This is a genomic window from Intrasporangium mesophilum (assembly GCF_054783095.1).
In genome coordinates this window covers 129,289-147,162 of record NZ_BAAGRF010000003.1, presented here as the reverse complement: position 1 = coordinate 147,162, position 17,874 = coordinate 129,289, and the positions used below count along the sequence as shown (strand labels likewise).

Below are 17,874 nucleotides of genomic sequence, written 5' to 3'. Positions count from 1 at the left end.
CCCAGACCGAACTCATGGGCGCCCAAGGGGGACTCGATGGACGTCGCCGTCCGCACCGTCAATCTGCGCAAGACCTACCTGAGCCGTGGTGGCCGCCGCGTCGCCGTCGCCGGGCTCACGATGACCGTCCCGCACGGCGGGGTGCACGGCTTCCTCGGCCCCAACGGCTCGGGCAAGACCACGACGATCCGAATGCTGCTCGGCCTGGCCAGGGCCGACTCGGGAACCGCTGAGATCTTCGGTCACGAGGTGCCGCGGACCCTTCCTGCGGTCATCGACCGGGTCGGGGCCATCGTCGAGTCCCCGAAGTTCTTCCCGGCCTTCTCGGCGCACCAGAACCTCACGCTCCTCGCGGGTGCCATCGGCACCCCGCGGCACCGGGTCGACGAGGTGCTCGAGGCCACCCACCTTCACGACCGTGCCCGCGACCGGTATGCCGGCTTCTCCCTGGGCATGAAGCAGCGCCTCGCGATCGCGGCCACCCTGCTCAAGGATCCCGACCTGCTCATCTTCGACGAGCCGACGAACGGTCTCGACCCAGCAGGTATCAGGGAGGTGCGGGACACGATGAAATCGCTTGGTGCACAAGGGAAGACGGTGCTTGTGAGCTCACACATCCTGGCCGAGGTCGAGCAGGTCGCCGACACCGTGTCGATCATCGGGCACGGCTCGCTCCTGGCCGAGGGCGTCGTCAGCGACATCCTCGGTGGACAGGGTGTCGCTCAGGTCAAGGTGGGCGTCGCGTCGCCCGACCGCGCACACGAGGTCCTCGAGGCCGAGGGTCTCACCGTCACTCGCGAAGGCCGGCACCTGCTCGTCACTACGGACGACCCATCGGCCGTGACGCGGGCGCTGGCCGGACATGGCCTGTTCGTCAGCGAGCTCGTGCCGATCCGCCCCGACCTCGAGTCGGCGTTCTTGGCGCTCACGGCAGAGGAAGGCCTGGGCAGCGCAGCGGACCGGGCCGCCGGCGGGCGACTCATGGGAGGTGCGGCATGACCAGCATGCTGGCCAGCTCGGACTCACGGCCGCGCTCGGACGTACGGCCGACCGGCACCTCGTTCGTCGGTCTCGTCGGCGTCGAGCTGCGGCGGCTCTGGTGGCGTCGGCTCACCAAGGCCGTCATCGTCGCGGTCTTCGCCGTCGTCGGCATGGCGACGTTCTCGATCTATCAGGAGACGACGCCCGAGAACATCGCCCAGCGCGTGGACGAGTTCCACTCGATGGTCGAGCAGATGCAGCGCGACCAGGCACAGCTCGACCCGGCCCAGAAGGCCCAGCAGATCGCCGAGTGCAAGAAGAGCGAAGCACAGTCGCAACAGGACGGCGCACCCGCGGACTTCGGCTGCGACCACATGTTCGACCCCCCGACGCTGCAGCAGTTCGGGCTTACAAACCTGGCCAAGGACGAGATCATCCGGTCGATCGCGGTCGAGGGCTTCTACGTGTTCGCGTTCCTGGCGTTCGTCCTCGGCGCGAGCTTCGTCGCGGCCGAGTACGCGACCGGGTCCCTCGGCAACTGGCTGACTTTCGTGCCCCGGAGGGTCCGGGTTGCAACCTCCAAGCTCGTCGCGGCGACGCTCGCCGGCGTCGGCATCGCGACGGTCGCCATCGGCCTGGCCTTCCTCAGCGCCACCATGATCACGACCATCAACCGCCCCGACTCGGACCTGGCCCTCCCCGACGGCCCGAGCACCGGGACGATCACGCAGGAGCTCCTGCGTGTCGGGGTGGTGGTCGCACTCGGTGGGCTGGGTGGCGCCGTGATCGGCATCCTGCTCCGCTCGACGGCCGGCGTGATCGGAACCGTGCTGGCCTGGACCGTCGTGGCGGAGGGACTCATCGCCTCGGAGCTGTCAGGAGGGCGCTGGCAGCCGTGGTTCATGCGCACCAACGTGGAGTCGTTCGTCCACGACGGCTCGACGTACTACGCCATGGTCTGCAAGCCGACCGAGTGCATGTCCGTACAGCTGACGAACAGCTACACCCACGGCTGGGTGTATCTCGTCATCGTCAGCGCCCTCGGGGTCGCCGCCGCACTGCTTGCGTTCCGTCGCCGCGACGTCAGCTGAGCATCAGCTGCGCGTTCGGCCCCGACCCCTTCAGCGACAGGCCCGCCACGCGAGGCGCCGGTCGGTGCGCCGGGCCTCGCCGGCCGGCATAGCTCGGTGGTCAGCGGCTCCCCGGCGGGGGCGTAGCCTGTGGGTGCAGCATCACCCGACCAAGGAGAGCCAGTGACTGTCGTCCCCGACGGCCGCCGTCTGCTGCGCGTCGAGGCGCGCAACGCCGAGACCCCGATCGAGCGCAAACCGTCCTGGATCCGGACGACGGCCAAGATGGGGCCGGAGTACGCCGCACTGCACTCCATGGTGAAGACCGAGGGTCTGCACACCGTGTGCCAGGAGGCCGGCTGCCCCAACATCTTCGAGTGCTGGGAGGACAGGGAGGCCACCTTCCTCATCGGCGGCGACATCTGCACCCGGCGCTGTGACTTCTGCGACATCGCAACCGGACGCCCGCGTGACCTCGACCTGGACGAGCCGCGGCGCGTGGCCGAGTCGGTGCGCCAGATGGGGCTGCGATACTCCACGGTCACCGGCGTCGCCCGCGACGACCAGCCCGACGGTGCCGCCGGGCTCTACGCCGAGACGATCCGGCAGATCCACCTGCTCAACCCCAACACCGGGGTCGAGATCCTGCCCCCCGACTTCGGCGCCAAGCCGGAGCTGGTCGGGCAGGTGTTCGACGCCCGTCCCGAGGTGTTCGCGCACAACCTCGAGACGGTCCCGCGCATCTTCCGCCGGATCCGTCCGGCGTTCACCTACGAGAAGTCGCTCAAGGTGCTGTCGATGGCCCGCGAGGCGGGTCTCGTGACGAAGTCAAACCTCATCCTCGGCATGGGCGAGACCGACGCAGAGATCGACGAGGCGATCCGCGACCTGCACGACGCAGGGTGCGACATCCTCACGATCACGCAGTACCTCCGCCCGTCCAAGCTGCACCACCCGATCGACCGCTGGGTCAAGCCGGAGGAGTTCGTGCACTGGTCGGAGCTGGCCGAGCAGGTCGGCTTCAAGGGCGTCATGGCCGGTCCGCTCGTGCGGTCCTCCTACCGCGCCGGGCGCCTCTGGGCGACGGCCATGCGCAAGTGGGGCCGTGAGATCCCCGCCCACCTGGCCCACCTGGCCGAGGCCGCCGAGTCGCCGGCCCGCCAAGAGGCGACGTCATTGGTGGCTCGCGCACAGGCAGCCGTATCCTGAGCACCATGGCACGCAAGAAGGACGGCGACACCGCGCCCGAGGACAAGAAGCAGGGCCGGCTGGCCCAGATCCGCGACGTCTACCGGATCACCAAGCAAAGTGACCCCAATATCGGGTGGTACATGCTGCTGGCGTTCCTGGCGGTGTTCGCCGTGTTCCTCGTCATCGGCCTCATCTTCAAGATGCCGGTGTTCCTCGGCATCTTCGGTGTGCTGTTCGGGATCCTCGCGGCGACGATCCTGATGAGCCGTCGTGCCGAGCGTGCCGCCTACTCTCAGATCGAGGGCCAGGCCGGCGCCGCAGGTGCCGCGCTCACCTCGATCCGCCGCGGCTGGTACACCGACCGCGAGCCCGTCGCCGCCGACGTGGCCCGTGCGGGCGACATCAGCTCTGCCGCGATGGTCTACCGCGCGCTCGGCCGTCCGGGCGTCGTGCTCGTCGGCGAAGGCCCCACGGGCCGCGTGCAGAAGCTGCTCGCCGCGGAGAAGAAGCGGGTCGAGCGCGTCGCACCCGGCGTCCCGGTGACGACGTTGCGCGTCGGCAACGGCGACGACGAGATCCCCCTGTCGAAGATCGCCAGCAAGGTGCAGCGCCTCAAGCCGCAGATCACCAAGGACGAGATGGCGATGGTCAACAAGCGCCTCAAGGCCCTTGGCGGGCTGCGTGCGCCGCTGCCGCCGGGCGTCGACCCGACGAAGGCGCGGATGGACCGCCGCGCCCTCCGCGGGAAGTAGACGACGCGAGCTTTCCGGCCGGTCAGCGGGTGCGCACGATGACCGTGTTGGGCACCTTGTCGTGCAGGCCGCGGCCGTCGCGGTCCCACACGATCGCCGGCAGGAAGAGGCAGAGCAGCACGGTGCGGGTCAGCACCTGCAGCGGCATCGCCCGGCCACCGTCGACCGAGTGCACCTGAAGCCCCATGATCCGGTGCCCGATCGTGTTGCCCAGCGTGCCGACGAGCAGCAGGGTCATCACCGCGAAGACGCCCAGCACCACGAAGTTCTGCCCGCCGGTGGCCGGTGGTTGCGAGAACGGCAGCGGGACGCCGAACAGGCCCTTGGCGATGAGCGAGGCGATCGCCCAGTCGATGAGCACGCCGACGAAGCGGACGCCGAAGCCCGCGATCGAGCCCGGCCCGCGCTCCGGCATACCGATCGCCTGGCCGCGGTACTCACCTGGTTGCTGCGTGCGCGCTCGGGGCCCCTCGAGCCACGAGCCGAAGTCCTTGCGGTCCACCACGGGACCAGCGTAACGAGACGTCAACCGTGGGCTTTGCCTGGGCCTGCCCATCCGTAACACCGGCGAAACATCCGGGTCATGGACGAGAAATCGGCCCTGAGTAGGGTCGGACCCGACAGCACGAGGCCGTCGCCTGTTTTTGCATGCGACGACCTCGACCCACATTCAGGAGGTTGGATGTTCAGCTCAGCTGACGAGGTCCTCAAGTTCATCAAGGACGAGGACGTCAAGTTCGTCGACATTCGGTTCTGCGATCTGCCCGGTGTCATGCAGCACTTCAACGTGCCGGCTGAGACGGTCGACGAGGACTTCTTCACCACGGGCCAGATGTTCGACGGCTCCTCGATCCGCGGCTTCCAGGCCATCCACGAGTCGGACATGAAGCTCGTCCCGGACCCCGCCACGGCGTTCATCGACCCCTTCCGGACCGAGAAGACGCTGGTCATGAACTTCTCGATCCTCGACCCGTTCACCGACGAGCGCTACGCCCGCGACCCGCGCAACATCGCGATCAAGGCGCAGGAGTACCTCAAGTCGACGGGCATCGCCGACACCGCCTACTTCGGCGCCGAGGCCGAGTTCTACGTCTTCGACGACGTCCGGTTCGAGACGAAGCAGAACGCCGGCTACTACTTCATCGACTCGATCGAGGCGGCGTGGAACACCGGCCGCGAGGAGGAGGGCGGCAACAAGGGGTACAAGACTCGCTACAAGGGCGGCTACTTCCCCGTCTCCCCCGTCGACCACTTCGCGGACTTCCGCGACAAGGTGTGCCTCAACCTCGCGAAGGTCGATGTCGCCGTCGAGCGCAGCCACCACGAGGTCGGTACCGCCGGCCAGATGGAGATCAACTACCGCTTCAACACGTTGCTGCACGCCGGCGACGACATGATGAAGTTCAAGTACGTCGTCAAGAACACCGCCTGGGAGGCGGGCAAGACCGCGACGTTCATGCCGAAGCCGATCTTCGGTGACAACGGCTCGGGCATGCACACGCACCAGTCCCTGTGGAAGGACGGCGAGCCGCTGTTCTACGACGAGCGCGGCTACGGCGGCCTGTCGGACCTCGCGCGCTGGTACATCGGCGGCCTGCTCAAGCACGCCCCGTCGCTGCTCGCCTTCACCAACCCGACGATCAACTCGTACCACCGCCTCGTGCCGGGCTACGAGGCCCCCGTGAACCTCGTCTACTCGGCTCGTAACCGCTCGGCGTGCGTCCGCATCCCGATCACGGGCACCTCGGCGAAGGCCAAGCGCATCGAGTTCCGCGTGCCCGACCCGTCGTCGAACCCGTACCTGTCCTTCGCCGCTCAGTTGATGGCTGGTCTCGACGGCATCAAGAACCGCATCGAGCCGCCGGAGCCGGTTGACAAGGACCTGTACGAGCTGCCGCCCGAGGAGCACGCCGCCATCGCCCAGGTGCCGGGCTCGCTTCCCGAGGTGCTCGACGCGCTCGAGGCGGACCACGAGTACCTCGTCCAGGGCGACGTCTTCACCGAGGACCTCATCGCCGCGTGGATCGACTACAAGCGCAAGAACGAGGTCGACCCGATCCGCTTCCGTCCGCACCCGCACGAGTTCGAGATGTACTTCGACATCTGACCCCCGCAGGGCTCTGACCTGCGGAAACGTCAGGTCATCACCCCCTCTGTGCACACTTTGTCCTCACGAGCCGCCAGAACCGCAGCGACGGCGGCTCGTGAGGACTCGTCTGCGTCGGGCCACATGTGCCCGTACGTGTTGAGCGTCGTCATCGCGCTCGCGTGCCGCAGCCGCTTCTGCACGACCTTGACGTCCGCGCCGCTCGCGATGAGCAGCGACGCGAAGTAGTGCCTCAGGTCGTGGAACCGGAAGCCCGCCGGCATACCCTCGACCTTGGTCCGGGCCGCACGCACCTCGCGCTCGAGCACCCATGGACCGATGGGCCGGCCGATCTCGTCCGTGACGATCGTCGAGCCACCCGACCGCGCCACCGCGGCCGATAGCTCCAGCGCGAGCTCGTGCGGGATCGGGATTGGCGTCTTGCTCGTCTCCGACTTGAGGTCGACGTCTGGGTACTGGATCACTGGCGCGATGATGCCGCGCATGAAGTCGACGTCGTCGACGCGCAACGCGACGGCCTCGGACGTCCGCAGGCCCGCGAACGCACCCAAGAGCACCGCGGGACGCACACCCTCGGGCAGTGCGTCGTGCAGTTCCCATACCTGCCCCGTCGTCGCGACGTAGGGCCGTTGCGTGCCCTGCCGCGGTGCCGTCCGTCGGGAGCAGGGCGACCTCGGGATGATCCCGTCGTGCACGGCGTCCGCCATGATCTGCGCCAGGCGTCGGTACGTCGCGTAGATGTAGCTGTCCGCGAGGCCCTGCGCCTTGAGCTGGGCCGTCCACGCCTTCACCTGCGACGGCCGCACGTCACCGAGCCGCATCGGCCCGAACGCCTTGTTGATCTGCCGGACATGCACGCCCGCCTGGCGCACCGTCGACGGCCGCCGAGTCGCGTATCCCTCGAGCCACGTCACGGTCCACTGCTCGACCGTCGTCCGGGCCGTCTTCTGGTCGACGTGTGTCCCGGTCACGAGGGCCGCGGCCTGCTCGTCGAGCCAGTGTTGGGCGTCGATCTTCCGGTCGAACCGCTTGGCATGCTGCCTGCCCGCGTTGTCGCGGTAGCGCGCCTGCCAGCGACCGCCCGGCTGCCTCTTGATCGACGCCATGACTAGCTCCGTCTCCTGGCCGGCGGCAGGTAGCCAGCGTCCCGGGCCCGGCGTATCCGGGTATTGGCGCCATCCCTAGACAGCCCGAAGTGCCTCGCCACGCGCACTGTCGACGTCGCGACTGGCGCCCGGCACGCGTCCCTGCCGCACGTGCGGTAGTGGTCAGGGTCGCCGTGCACCTCTGCGACCTCGCGCAACACGTCAGGCGTGAGCTCAGAGCGTCGCGCACGCTTGACCGCGAAGTCGGCCGCCTTGACGACGTTCGGCCCCTGACCGAACGGCCCACCACCGGGCTCGGTCGCTGCATGGAAGCTCTGCTGCACGAGGTAGGGCACGAGGTGACGGTCCCAACGGCTGGCGATGAAGCGCAGGTGCTCCCCACGCACGGATCCGCCTGCGGTCGCATGGATCGCGAGCACAGCTGCACACGGCGTCGTGCCGTCCTCGCTGAGGTCTACCTCGACATCGAGGAAGTCGAGGCCGTCGGGCACATCTTCGTCGGACTCATTCACGCGGAGACGGAACCGCGAATTGCGTTGTATCTCAACGCCGTTCGGCATGCGCACGACACCATCGCCTGCCTCCGACGTCATCCATTCGACCTGCATCGTCACTTCCTCCTGGCTGTGTCGCGAAACCCACTGGACTACACAGTGCCAAGACTAACCCATGGTTGTCAACGTCTGTCACGCTGTGTTTGGGAAAACACACTTGAGAGGAGCTCCCCATCGTGACGGAGTACATGACAACGGCCGAGGTCGCAGACCTTGTCCGTTCCCCCATCGAGACCGTGAGGTACTGGCGGCACATCGGCACCGGGCCCGAGTCGTTCAAGGTCGGACGGCGCGTGCTCTACAAGCGCGAGGTCGTCGAGGCCTGGCTGGACCAGCTCGCCAACGCGGGGCGGGACAGCAGGCCGGCATGAACGGGGCCGCGGCTGCGGGGGTGCCCGCATGAGCGGCTACGTCAAGGTGGAGCATCGTTCGCTCGGTGATGCCCGATGGCTCGACGCCACGCCCGAGGCGTTCACCGTGCACCTTTACGCGCTGGACTACTGCAACGAGCAGGCCACCGATGGGCACATCCCTGAGAAGGTAGCCCGCCGGCTCTCATGCCCGGTCGACCCGGCCGACATCCCGAGCGCGCTCGGGGAGCTGCTCGAGCTCGAGCTGTGGGAGCGGACCGAGGAAGGCTACTTCTGTCCCGAGTGGCAGGCGTACATCCTCGCTGCCGAGGAGCAGTCCACGACGCGCACGAAGTGGGCCGCGGACAAGCGCCGGCAGCGACTCCACAGTGTCGGCAATCACAGCCTGTGCACGCCGAACTCGAAGTGCCCGGCAGCGAAGTCCACTGGTGGACAAGTGGACTCAAGTCCACCAGTCCACCCCAAGACAAGTGGACGACTAGACCAGACCAGACCAGACCCCGCTAGGGGTCTGGGGTCTGGGGGCGCTGGCGCGCGCTCCGCTGGGGCTACGCGCGCCGCCGCGCCAGAAGCAACGGCCCGCGTGGCTGAGACCGAGTGGGACAGCGAGGACTGGGACACCCACCCGTTCCGGGACAGGGGCGACGGCAAGTGCGCCGGGTGCTGGGACGACGAGGGCGAGTGCTGGACCGGCTGCGGCGCCGGGCCCGAGCGCCACGCCAGCATCGGAGAGCCGATGCCGCACCACGACTACGTGCCGAGCGGATTCGATCCCAAGAAGTGCGACGCGTGCGGCATGCACAAGATGCTCGGCCCGCACCCGGTGACGCAGGAGGAGTCCGAGCGGTGGGAGCGCGCGCAGGCAATGGCAGCAGAGCGCGAGGACGACGAGGACGACGACGAGAGCGAGGCGGCGCCATGAGCTCGAGTTTTTCTGGCCGGCGAGGCGCCGATCAACCCATATTGAAACGCGCACACACACGGTCGGACGTCCGGGTGGTGACCCATGCGTCTCGTCGTTGACTGCCTCAGGTGCGGGAAGACCTTCCAGACGGCCTCTCCGATCGCCAAATGGTGCTCTGAGGCATGCCGCAAGGCCGCCTCGCGGGCCGCGCCTCAGGCGCCGGCCGAGCCCATGCGCCAGGCCTACACGCCCGAGGACGAGGCGCGCATCCGTGAGGTGTGCAGCTGTCCGGGGATCGTCGAGCCTCACCGCACCCGTACCGAGGCCGCGCTGCTGCGCGTGTGGGGCCTCGAGCCTTTGGGCCATGTAGCGCTACACGAACCGCCCGGAGGGAGCGCGCCAACGAGGTGGGTTGATCCGCCCGACGGCCAGCCAAAAAACGCGAGCTCATCGTGACTCCCGAGCGGCTGTCCGCCACGGTCCGCGTGCTGCGGTGGCTGTCCGGCGAGCTGGCGGCCGAGCATCACGCCCTGGCGCACGTGCCGGCACAGCTGGCGAGCGCGCTGCTCGAGGAGCCTGCCGCGGGTGAGTGCCGGACGTGCGGCGGCCCGATGCCGCCACCGTCGCGGACCGGCCGTCCGCGCTCGATGTGCCTGTCGTGCAGTCCTGCTCGCGGAAAAGTCGCGGAAAAGTCCACGGTGACGACGTACCCCAACCAAGGAGAGTGAAGTGGCACGAACCCCCGAGCCCGTCGTGGCGGTCCGCGACTTGATCGGCGATATGTTCCGCGGTCGAGTCGTCACGGACGACGAGGCGCGGATAGTCGCTGACCTGTACCGGGTCGACCTCACGCGCGACTACCGCAACGAGTGGGCCGTCTCGTTGAGCGACGCCTACGTGATCCGCGACCGGGTGCTCGCTGAGCAGGCCGAGCTCGCGGCGAAGGTGGCCGAGCAGGACGCCTTCAACGAGCAGGTCGTCGCGTGGCAGCGAGCCCGCGACGCGTTCTGGCATGACAACTGGATCTCGTTCCTGCGTCAGCAGCCACCGCGGAACGGCGCGCAGGGCGGCCATGAGGCGCAGGTCAACGCCGCCCGGGCAGAGATGTCCAAGATCACCCTTGCGGCCGAGCAGTCCGCGGGCATCCCCAAGGACGTCCTGCTGTGGATGCGCTGGCCGGAGTGGACGTTCGTCTACCGCTACCCGGACCCGAACGACCGGCCCGGCGATCTCGCCTACAAGCCGCCGACGCTCTGAACCACGGCACGATCGGAGAACAGACCATGTCCACCAGCCCTCTCGACCTCATCACAGCGCACGCCGCGGCCAAGGCGGACGACGGCTACTACCTCGCCCGGGCCGAGCGGTCCGAGGTGACCAACCACATGTTGGCCGGCCGCGCGATGGATGACCCGGCCTCGCCTGCGTGGGCGCTGCGCAACATCACGGCCGGCCGCCCGCCCGAGCTGCTGCGCCAGCTGGCGCGCCTGGCCGACGTCGCCTCCGGTCGGTCCGCCACCCCGAGCCCTCAGAAGCGCGCTCAGTCCAACCGCATCGTGACGCCATACCCAGACGAGCCTGCGGAGCGCCGCAGCGTCTGCACACGATGCGGCACTCTCGCGCCGGATGACGCGCTGGTCAATGGGGCCCACAAGTACGAGGGGTGCCGCGGCCCTAGCGGCACCTGGCCGATCGTCCGCACGGACATCCACTAGACCGCTCGACCGGGGGTGGCGCGTCAACCTCACCCGCCCGACCTTGACCGCTCTGCGTCGTTCATGGGGTCGGTGCCCGGGATGGATGGACGGAGAGGCTGTCTCCTAATCCGGCCAGTGACCCGCCCAGCGCGCCGCCCCGGTCGAGCAACCCACAGACAGAAGGGAATCCGCACGTGAACCTCAGCCTCATGCACTACGTCGCCGGCAGCCAGAAGCAGGCCGACGCGCTGGCCGAGCTCAAGCCGTTCGTCGAGGGCCTCCCCGAGGACCACATCGACGTGCGCCTGGCCTTCAACAAGCTCTACGACGCGCTCAACGCGGCCGGCGACGCCTTCGGGGAGCTGTGCCTCCAGATCGACCTGTCGTGCCTGCGCACCGGCCTTGACCTCTACGGCAAGGACATCGAGCCCGACGACGGAAAAGCGTCGTCATGAACCTTCCCAACGGGCTCCAGATGGTGCCCCGCCCGGCATCGAAGGTCGCGTTCTACCCGTCCGTCATCCCGGTGCAGGACGCCGAGCCGGCCGGCTCGGCGATGTTCTGGGTCGACACCTCGACCGCCCCGCCCACCCTGAAGGGCTGGGACGGCGCCGCGTGGGTCGCTGTCGGTGGCGGTGGCCTGGACACCGAGGCTGTCCAGGATCTCGTGGCCGCGCAGCTCGTCGCCGGGTCGAACATCACGCTGACCTACAACGACCCGGCCGGGACGCTGACCGTAGCGTCGTCAGCCGTCCTGCCGGTGATGAGCCCCAAGGTCGGCTCCTGGATGACGGCGCCGGACATCCGCTCGTATGCCACGAACAGCAGCCAGACGCGGTCGTCTGGCAACGGGCCGGCGCTGGGCGTGCCGATCTACAAGGCCATGACGGTCGACGCGCTCGCCTGCATCGTCGACACGCTCGAGGCCGCGTCCACGATCCGGCTCGGCATCTACTCATCCGACTCCGACGGCTACCCCGCGACGCTGCTCGGAAGCGTCTCGGTCGCAGGCACGGCAACGGGAACCATCATCGGCACGTTCGGGGCTCCCATCACCCTCACACCCGGCCTCCACTGGCTCGTGGCGCGCGTGTCGAGCCTGACCACGCTGCGGCTGCGCGGCTGCGTCCCGGCTCACCAGTCGGTTGTCGGTGTGTCGGGGCTCGTCGGCGGGACGAACGTCTGGGTTGGTGCCAACTTCGGCACGTCGTCGGCCCTCAACAACGTCTCGACCTACGCGCAGGACCTGCCGGACCACACCGCGCTGGTCGGGATGAGGCGGTCGGCGTGAGCACCCGCGTGTACGACGGCAACGGCACGCTGGCGCAGCTGTGGGACGACACGGCCCGCACCTACACCGACTTCAGCACCGAGGCCGACACGGTGCGCCCGTACACCGCGCAGGAGAACGCGCGCGCCGACGCTGAGGCGTCAGCGGCCAGCGCCGACGTGAACCGGGCCACCATCGAGCAGGCCCTCGCTGACGCGCTCGCCGGCCTCGACGTCATCATCGCGAAGACGCCCGCGCAGGTCACCGGCTCAGACACCAAGGAGCTCGCGCGCGACCTGCGCCGGGTGATCCGGCTCCTCATCCGACGCTTCGACGGGACGGCCTGACTATGGCGAGCGCGAACCGTGACCTGTCCATCTCCGTCGTCTCCAAGACGGAGAAGTTCGACCTGTCCGACGTCGAGCAGAGCCTCGAGCAGACCGGGCAGGCCGGGGAGACCGCCGGCCGCGACGTCGACAAGGGCCTGTCCAAGATCGAGGCCGCCACCAAGGACGCCGGCCGGCAGGCCGAAACCACCCGGGCCGAGTTCGACCGCTTCTTCGACAAGCTGAAGACCGGCTCGCAGCAGGCCGGCCGCGACGTCGACGCCGGAATGGACAAGGCCCGCAAGGGCGTCGACGACTTCAAGGACGAAGCCAAGCAGTCGGGCCGCGAGGCCGCCGCGTCGTTCACGGGCTCCTTCGACGACGTCGTGAGCACCGTGCGGGAGATCGGCGCCAACGCGTTTGCCGGGTTCGGGGCGCTCGGTGGCCTGGCGGGTGCGGCCGCGGCTGCCGGGCTCGGCGCGATCATCAGCAAGGTGCAGGAGAGCCAGGAGCGCGTCAAGGAGCTGACCCAGTCGTTCCTCGACCTGCGCCGCGACGGCATCGACCCGGCCGCCGATGCTGTCTCACACATGACCGACGAGATGGACGCCGCGGACCTGCGCACGTGGAAGGACGACGCCGACAAGCTCGGCATCTCCTACCAGACGCTGCGCGACGCCTTCGACGGCAACGCCGAGGCCATCGCCGCCGTGCGTGACGCCATGAGCACCTACAACGCCGAGGCGCAGGCACACGCGAACGGCCAGAAGGTGCCGCTCGAGCAGTTCGCCGGCCTGCGGGACCGGCTCGGCGAGGTCGAGACGGGCTACACCAACAGCGCGTATGCCGCGCAGTTCCTCGGAACCCAGACCCAGGCGGCCAAGGACCGCACCGAGGAGATGAGCGGCGCGCTCCAGGGCGTCTCGGAGGATGCGGCCGACATGGCCGACGCGATCGACAAAGGCGCCGACGCCGTCATCAAGGCCCAGGAGAAGCAGCTCAAGGCCACGCTCGACCTCGAGAAGAACACCAAGACGGTCCTCGACCGGCTCGGCCAGGACGCCGTGGACTGGGCTCTGTCGCAAGGTGAATCGGCCGACGAGGCGATGCAGCTGCTGGCGAACGCGCCGCTGGCCAAGGGCCAGCAGATCGTGGCCAACTACCGCAAGCTCGGCGAGCACTCCTCGGAGGCCCATGCCCAAGGCATCCTCGCCGGCAAGCCCGCCATCACGCGGGTGACCGACGAGATCCACGACGACATGCGCGCCATCCTCGGCCGCCGGATCAACACACCGGTTGGGGTCACGGTCGACCGGGGCAGCCTCGCAGCAGCACGCCGAGAGATCGGGAACAGCCTCAACGGGATCCGGGTGACCGTCGACGCCATCGCTCAGTCCGCGATCTTCGGGAAGAACCCGTGACGCGGCGCCGCTTTGCCGGCCCTGCTCATTGCGCCCGCCGTCGACGCGGACGCCGGGAACGGTTCGCCCGCTCGTCCTTGTAGGCCTGCAGGTCGGCCTCGTCGACGAGCCACTGACGGCCCGACTTCGTGGCGCGCAGGTCGCCGCGAGCGCACAGGATCGTCACCTGCCGCGCGCTGGTCCGCAGGTCGTCCGCTACCTCGGAACTCGTGAGCATGCAAGACAGGATGGCAGCGCCCGAGCGGGTACGTTCACACGCATGAGCGACCACGAGGAACGCGCAGCGCTGGCGAGACTGGACAAGGCACAGGACGCCTGGGACGCACACCTGGACCATTCGTTCGTGTCCATGCACGACAATCGAGAGCCACCCGTCGTCGATTCCGATCTTGAGAGGGAGCTTCGGCGCGAGCTGGAGGAGGCCCAGGCCGAGGTTGACCGCCTCAGGTTCCCCACATGCCCTGAGCACGGCACGATGCTGGAGCGCCGCTCGCTTCCCGGCGACCAGCGGGAGTCCGCGACGTCGGCGACCGGCGACGCCCTGGTCTGTCCCACGCCCGGCTGCGAGTACCGCATCGAGCCGTAGCGACACGCGCACCCTTCATCCGCCGTTGGGCCCCTCTCTGGACAGCGGAGGCCATTCCGGCGGGGGTAAGGGGTCACTGGGCACCGATTCGCCGAGACGGTGCTGTGCCAGACGCTTGGTGAATCCGGAGAGGTAACGGCCGAGCTCGCGATGTGCCGGACGGTGCCACGGATCGCGGGGCACCGTGGAGGCACCTGATGGCATGCCGATCCCGGGGATGCGAGGAAAGCGAACCACAGTGTCGTCGGCCCTTTCGCTATGCGTGAGAAAGTCCACGATCACAGCGTGTGCTCGCTGCGCGTCTGCTCGAAGCAACGGCAGCTGCAGCGCGGGCTGGTGCAGATTGAACAGCGTTGCCGCCTCGGTGCTCATCTCGCGACGGTGATTCAGCCGCTGGTCTCTGGACTCCATCCGGGCAATGAGGCCGGCAGCGTGCATCAGTTCAATCACTCCTACAGTGAGCTGCCCGGCCGCCGCCCGAGAGTCGCTGCGCAGCGCCTTCGCCTCGTCGCCCTTCTGGGTCAGGCGCACAACCCACAACGCCACGAGGGCTGAGACCAGCCCTCCTATGACAGCGGCCACCAAGGCGCCTCCGACGCCTTCCCAGAAGATCGCTGCTGTGATTGTCCCGTCGTCGCTCCCCTGTGTCGTGAACATGCCCAAAGCATGCCAGCGCCCCCGTCGGCGAGGGATCGATCCGACGGGGGCGCTGTCGGTAGTCGGTGCTTATGCGCCGAGGGACGCCTCTGCGCGCGCGATCAGCTCGCTGACCCTGAGGCCGTTCCGGGCGCACGGCGCCACGAGGTCGGAGGCGGTAAAGCTCCCCTCGGGCAGCGACTCCCCGAGCAACGCGAGCTCGGCGCGGATGGCCTCGACCAGAGGCTCAGGGGTATCAGGGGTGGAAGGGGTCACACTGTTGATCATGATCGGTTCGCTCCTATCGCGATTCGGTCTAAGGCCTCGCCGGGTCGTTCACAGCGTCCGGCGGGGCCGCTTTGTTGTGCACACGTTGTCCTCAGAAGGACCATAAACACTCAACCGTTGCCAACGGTCGGCAGGGAGCGTTTGTGCAGGTCAGAGCATGAATGCCATTGACAGCCAACGGTTTCCACCTGTGCGGGGAGAGTTCGAGATGTACTTCGACATCTGACGGTCCGGGCCGTCACCGGCCCTGACCTGCAGCGACGCGACGCCCACGCCCGGGGATCCCCCACGATCCCCCCGGCGTGGGCGTCGTGCTGTCCGGCCCGCCCCGGCCTGCGTCCACCCGCAGGTGCCGGGCTGGCCCGACGGGGGGCGGTCCGGCGGTCGAGGCACCTGCGGCATCGAACACCCGGGGCGACGCCCCGCGGGCAGGGGGCGATTGCGCGGATCGGTCCGGGCCGGACCGGTCCGGTCATGACCGCGATGTTCACCTTCCCCACCCGACCACCCGTGCTGGCCGCGACGGCTGCGCCCTCCCCCGCCGACCCAACCCCCGACCCGATCCCCCGCCCGATCCCCGGCCTAATCCCCGATCCGTTCTGCGTCCCGGTCCCGGTGCGCCTCGGGCTCGCCCCGGACGTCGCTGACCTCGAACTCACTGCTCCGATCTGGACCGTGCAGCACATCGCGGCAGCCCTCCACCTGGACCTCGACGCCGCCTGCACCGTCGCGGCCCAGCCCGACTTCCCGCTGCCCCGCGACGGCTTCGCCCCCGATCTATGGCTGCGTGATCACGTCCTCGCCTGGTTCGCCGAGCTGCCGCCGCGCGGCCTCGGCACCGCCCCCGCGGCCTACCCCGGCCCCAGGCCCTCCGCCGCCGCGCGGCCTCGGCACCGCCCCCGCGGCCTACCCCGGCCCCAGGCCCTCCGCCGCCGCGCCCGCCATGTCGTCCGCGCGCGGTCGCCGCGTGGGCCGCCCGGGTCAGGCGGGCACCTACCGTCGCCGGCGGACGCCGTGACCGCCCGCCGCGGCCCGGTCGAGATGGTCGGACCGGTGAGGATCTACGCCCCCACCAGCTCCAAGCCGCGCTACCGGCTCAAGTGGGCCGAGCCCGATGGGTTCCCCGGCGACACGGACCGGACCACTCTGGGCGCGGCGCGGCAGGAAGCCCTCGTCATCGCCCGACGCGTGCAGACCCGGGGCCACGTCGGCGCGACGACGCTGGCCGAGCTCGTCGAGGAGTACCTCGCCTACGGGCGCAGCCCGTACACGCAGAAGAAGTGGGCACGGACGACGAAGGACCAGATCACCGACCACCTGACCCGGATGATGCGCCGGTACGGCTCGCGCCGGGCCATGGACCTGGACCGGAAGCTGTGCGACCAGCTCCGCGCCGAGGCCGGCACCGACAACGGCGTGCGCGCGAACACGACCGACCTGCGGTCCTTCCTCGCCTGGGGGGCCGAGCACCCCGAGCGCTACTTCACGACCGCACAGTCCGAACTGATCCCGCACAGCGCGCTGCGCCCTCTGCCCGCCCTGGCCGGGACCCAAGCACCGCAGCGACGCACCCGCGTCCGGAACGTCGGCGCCGCTGAGCAGTACCTCGCCGAGGAGGACGCCCCGTCCAAGGCCGCCGTCTGCAGCTTGTCTGCGGCCCTGGGGCACCGGCTGCCGGCCTGGGGGGCGCTGGCACCCGAGTTCGCCGCCGCCACCGGCGCGCGGTGGGGTGAGCAGTTCCAGCTCACCGCCGAGGACATCCACCTCACCGGGTGCCCCGAGGAGCCGCTGCCGCACGCCCACGTCCGCGACCAGATCGACGCGGCCGCCACCGCGGCGGACCGCCCGGGCTCTCGAAGGGACGGTGCGCCCCCAAGGGCGGCAAGGCACGCATCGTGCCGCTGCTCGCGACGACGTTCACCGGATACCGTCTGCGCGAGGCCGTGGCCGCGCGGGTGGAGGCGGCCCGGGCCGAGCAGGCGGCCGACGACAACCCGGAGGCGCTGCTCTTCCCGGCCGCGGGGGGCGGCCTGCTGTGGTACACCGGCTTCGCTGCCGATCAGCTGCGCCCGGCGATGATCGAGGCCGGCTGGCCGCTGCAGGAGTGGGTCGAGACCCGGGCGGACTGGGACGCCGACGCGAAGGCGTACACCACCATCGAACGTCAGCGGGTGATGAGCGTGCTGCCGTGGCACGGCCTGCGGCACGCTTCGCCCGCACGATGATCGACCACTACGCCATGCAGCCCGGGCAGCTGATGGCGGTCGGCGGCTGGGAGAGCATCGAGACGGTCAACGCCCGCTACTACCGCTCCGGCAAGGAGCACGCCGCGGCCGCCCTGGCCACGATCGAGCGCCAGGACGCGGCGGGGGCAGCCGAGCCGCCCGCGGCCCCGGTCCTGAACCCGGTGCAGTCCGACGCACCGGCGGCCGCCGCCGACGCCATCCGGGCCGCGATGGCGTTGCTGGAGCGTGCGCTGCCCTCGACGGACCCAGACGCGGGCGACCGCTCGGGTGGACGTCCGGCGCAGCCCACGCTCGCCCACTTCGACCTACGCGGCGCCGTCGACGCGGTCACCACTGCAGGCAGCCCATGACCCAGCCGCCGCAGCACG

Annotated in this window: 24 protein-coding genes; 18 read left to right on the top strand and 6 right to left on the bottom strand. The window is 69.4% G+C overall.

All coding sequences use genetic code 11. The features are described 5' to 3' along the window. The first annotated feature begins 36 nt into the window (after window positions 1-36). The 4 genes from ACYVLP_RS02015 (at window position 37) to ACYVLP_RS02000 (ending at window position 3,994) form a co-directional block, all read left to right on the top strand. Complete coding sequence (locus ACYVLP_RS02015; protein ID WP_460625667.1) at window positions 37-999, top strand: ABC transporter ATP-binding protein; 963 nt, start codon at window positions 37-39, stop codon at window positions 997-999. Next, the gene (locus ACYVLP_RS02010; protein ID WP_460625666.1) at window positions 996-2,072 is read left to right on the top strand and encodes an ABC transporter permease subunit; all 1,077 of its coding nucleotides are present in this window, start codon (window positions 996-998) and stop codon (window positions 2,070-2,072) included. The genes ACYVLP_RS02015 and ACYVLP_RS02010 overlap by 4 nt, the downstream gene beginning before the upstream one ends. Before the next feature lie 162 nt (window positions 2,073-2,234). After that, complete coding sequence (gene lipA / locus ACYVLP_RS02005) at window positions 2,235-3,260, top strand: lipoyl synthase (protein WP_460625665.1); 1,026 nt, start codon at window positions 2,235-2,237, stop codon at window positions 3,258-3,260. A gap of 5 nt (window positions 3,261-3,265) precedes the next feature. Then, window positions 3,266-3,994 (top strand): DUF4191 domain-containing protein, encoded by a 729-nt coding sequence (locus tag ACYVLP_RS02000; protein WP_460625664.1) that lies wholly within the window; start codon window positions 3,266-3,268, stop codon window positions 3,992-3,994. Window positions 3,995-4,016: 22 nt separating this feature from the next. Here the strand turns inward: ACYVLP_RS02000 and ACYVLP_RS01995 are convergent, their stop codons facing one another. Then, on the bottom strand, window positions 4,017-4,499 hold the full coding sequence (locus tag ACYVLP_RS01995; RefSeq protein WP_460625663.1) for an RDD family protein: 483 nt from the start codon (window positions 4,497-4,499) through the stop codon (window positions 4,017-4,019). A gap of 177 nt (window positions 4,500-4,676) precedes the next feature. On the opposite strand from ACYVLP_RS01995, the gene glnA reads away from it, so the two are divergent. Next, the gene (gene glnA / locus ACYVLP_RS01990) at window positions 4,677-6,101 is read left to right on the top strand and encodes a type I glutamate--ammonia ligase (protein WP_460625662.1); all 1,425 of its coding nucleotides are present in this window, start codon (window positions 4,677-4,679) and stop codon (window positions 6,099-6,101) included. Window positions 6,102-6,130: 29 nt separating this feature from the next. Here the strand turns inward: glnA and ACYVLP_RS01985 are convergent, their stop codons facing one another. Then, on the bottom strand, window positions 6,131-7,207 hold the full coding sequence (locus ACYVLP_RS01985; protein WP_460625661.1) for a site-specific integrase: 1,077 nt from the start codon (window positions 7,205-7,207) through the stop codon (window positions 6,131-6,133). Between the two features lie 2 nt (window positions 7,208-7,209). Beyond that, on the bottom strand, window positions 7,210-7,719 hold the full coding sequence (locus tag ACYVLP_RS01980) for a hypothetical protein (protein ID WP_460625660.1): 510 nt from the start codon (window positions 7,717-7,719) through the stop codon (window positions 7,210-7,212). 218 nt (window positions 7,720-7,937) lie between these two features. On the opposite strand from ACYVLP_RS01980, the gene ACYVLP_RS01975 reads away from it, so the two are divergent. The 9 genes from ACYVLP_RS01975 (at window position 7,938) to ACYVLP_RS01935 (ending at window position 13,750) form a co-directional block, all read left to right on the top strand. Further along, window positions 7,938-8,132: a helix-turn-helix transcriptional regulator gene (locus ACYVLP_RS01975; protein WP_460625659.1), complete on the top strand. Its 195-nt coding sequence runs from the start codon at window positions 7,938-7,940 to the stop codon at window positions 8,130-8,132. A 28-nt stretch (window positions 8,133-8,160) separates the two neighbouring features. Next, window positions 8,161-9,054 (top strand): hypothetical protein, encoded by an 894-nt coding sequence (locus tag ACYVLP_RS01970; protein WP_460625658.1) that lies wholly within the window; start codon window positions 8,161-8,163, stop codon window positions 9,052-9,054. Window positions 9,055-9,488: 434 nt separating this feature from the next. Then, entirely contained in the window at window positions 9,489-9,764 is a 276-nt protein-coding gene (locus tag ACYVLP_RS01965; protein WP_460625657.1) for a hypothetical protein, read from the top strand. 1 nt (window position 9,765) lies between these two features. Continuing rightward, window positions 9,766-10,293 (top strand): hypothetical protein, encoded by a 528-nt coding sequence (locus ACYVLP_RS01960; protein ID WP_460625656.1) that lies wholly within the window; start codon window positions 9,766-9,768, stop codon window positions 10,291-10,293. 26 nt (window positions 10,294-10,319) lie between these two features. Then, window positions 10,320-10,751 carry a hypothetical protein gene (locus tag ACYVLP_RS01955; protein WP_460625655.1) on the top strand — a complete coding sequence of 144 codons (432 nt, stop codon included), beginning with the start codon at window positions 10,320-10,322 and terminating at the stop codon, window positions 10,749-10,751. Between the two features lie 176 nt (window positions 10,752-10,927). After that, on the top strand, window positions 10,928-11,188 hold the full coding sequence (locus ACYVLP_RS01950) for a hypothetical protein (RefSeq protein ID WP_460625654.1): 261 nt from the start codon (window positions 10,928-10,930) through the stop codon (window positions 11,186-11,188). Continuing rightward, a complete protein-coding gene (locus ACYVLP_RS01945) occupies window positions 11,185-12,024 on the top strand; it encodes a hypothetical protein (RefSeq protein ID WP_460625653.1) in 840 nt (279 codons plus the stop codon). The genes ACYVLP_RS01950 and ACYVLP_RS01945 overlap by 4 nt, the downstream gene beginning before the upstream one ends. Beyond that, window positions 12,021-12,350 carry a hypothetical protein gene (locus tag ACYVLP_RS01940; protein WP_460625652.1) on the top strand — a complete coding sequence of 110 codons (330 nt, stop codon included), beginning with the start codon at window positions 12,021-12,023 and terminating at the stop codon, window positions 12,348-12,350. The genes ACYVLP_RS01945 and ACYVLP_RS01940 overlap by 4 nt, the downstream gene beginning before the upstream one ends. Before the next feature lie 2 nt (window positions 12,351-12,352). After that, the gene (locus ACYVLP_RS01935) at window positions 12,353-13,750 is read left to right on the top strand and encodes a hypothetical protein (RefSeq protein WP_460625651.1); all 1,398 of its coding nucleotides are present in this window, start codon (window positions 12,353-12,355) and stop codon (window positions 13,748-13,750) included. A gap of 25 nt (window positions 13,751-13,775) precedes the next feature. On the opposite strand, the gene ACYVLP_RS01930 is transcribed toward ACYVLP_RS01935, so the two are convergent. Next, on the bottom strand, window positions 13,776-13,967 hold the full coding sequence (locus tag ACYVLP_RS01930; RefSeq protein ID WP_460625650.1) for a helix-turn-helix domain-containing protein: 192 nt from the start codon (window positions 13,965-13,967) through the stop codon (window positions 13,776-13,778). A 42-nt stretch (window positions 13,968-14,009) separates the two neighbouring features. Between ACYVLP_RS01930 and ACYVLP_RS01925 the strand changes: the two genes are divergently transcribed. Further along, window positions 14,010-14,336 carry a hypothetical protein gene (locus ACYVLP_RS01925; RefSeq protein WP_460625649.1) on the top strand — a complete coding sequence of 109 codons (327 nt, stop codon included), beginning with the start codon at window positions 14,010-14,012 and terminating at the stop codon, window positions 14,334-14,336. A 15-nt stretch (window positions 14,337-14,351) separates the two neighbouring features. Here ACYVLP_RS01925 and ACYVLP_RS01920 read toward each other — a convergent pair whose 3' ends face one another. After that, window positions 14,352-14,993, bottom strand: a complete 642-nt coding sequence (locus ACYVLP_RS01920) for a hypothetical protein (RefSeq protein ID WP_460625648.1) — start codon at window positions 14,991-14,993, stop codon at window positions 14,352-14,354. Between the two features lie 69 nt (window positions 14,994-15,062). Then, the gene (locus ACYVLP_RS01915) at window positions 15,063-15,248 is read right to left on the bottom strand and encodes a hypothetical protein (protein ID WP_460625647.1); all 186 of its coding nucleotides are present in this window, start codon (window positions 15,246-15,248) and stop codon (window positions 15,063-15,065) included. Window positions 15,249-15,734: 486 nt separating this feature from the next. On the opposite strand from ACYVLP_RS01915, the gene ACYVLP_RS01910 reads away from it, so the two are divergent. From ACYVLP_RS01910 to ACYVLP_RS01900, 3 genes are read left to right on the top strand one after another with little or no spacing between them, the layout of a single operon-like run. Further along, window positions 15,735-17,339, top strand: a complete 1,605-nt coding sequence (locus tag ACYVLP_RS01910) for a hypothetical protein (protein ID WP_460625646.1) — start codon at window positions 15,735-15,737, stop codon at window positions 17,337-17,339. Continuing rightward, window positions 17,336-17,485, top strand: coding sequence for a hypothetical protein (locus ACYVLP_RS01905; protein WP_460625645.1), 150 nt, complete (start codon window positions 17,336-17,338; stop codon window positions 17,483-17,485). The genes ACYVLP_RS01910 and ACYVLP_RS01905 overlap by 4 nt, the downstream gene beginning before the upstream one ends. Continuing rightward, window positions 17,449-17,856: a hypothetical protein gene (locus ACYVLP_RS01900; RefSeq protein ID WP_460625644.1), complete on the top strand. Its 408-nt coding sequence runs from the start codon at window positions 17,449-17,451 to the stop codon at window positions 17,854-17,856. Before ACYVLP_RS01905 ends, ACYVLP_RS01900 begins: the two co-directional genes overlap by 37 nt. Window positions 17,857-17,874 lie beyond the last annotated feature (18 nt).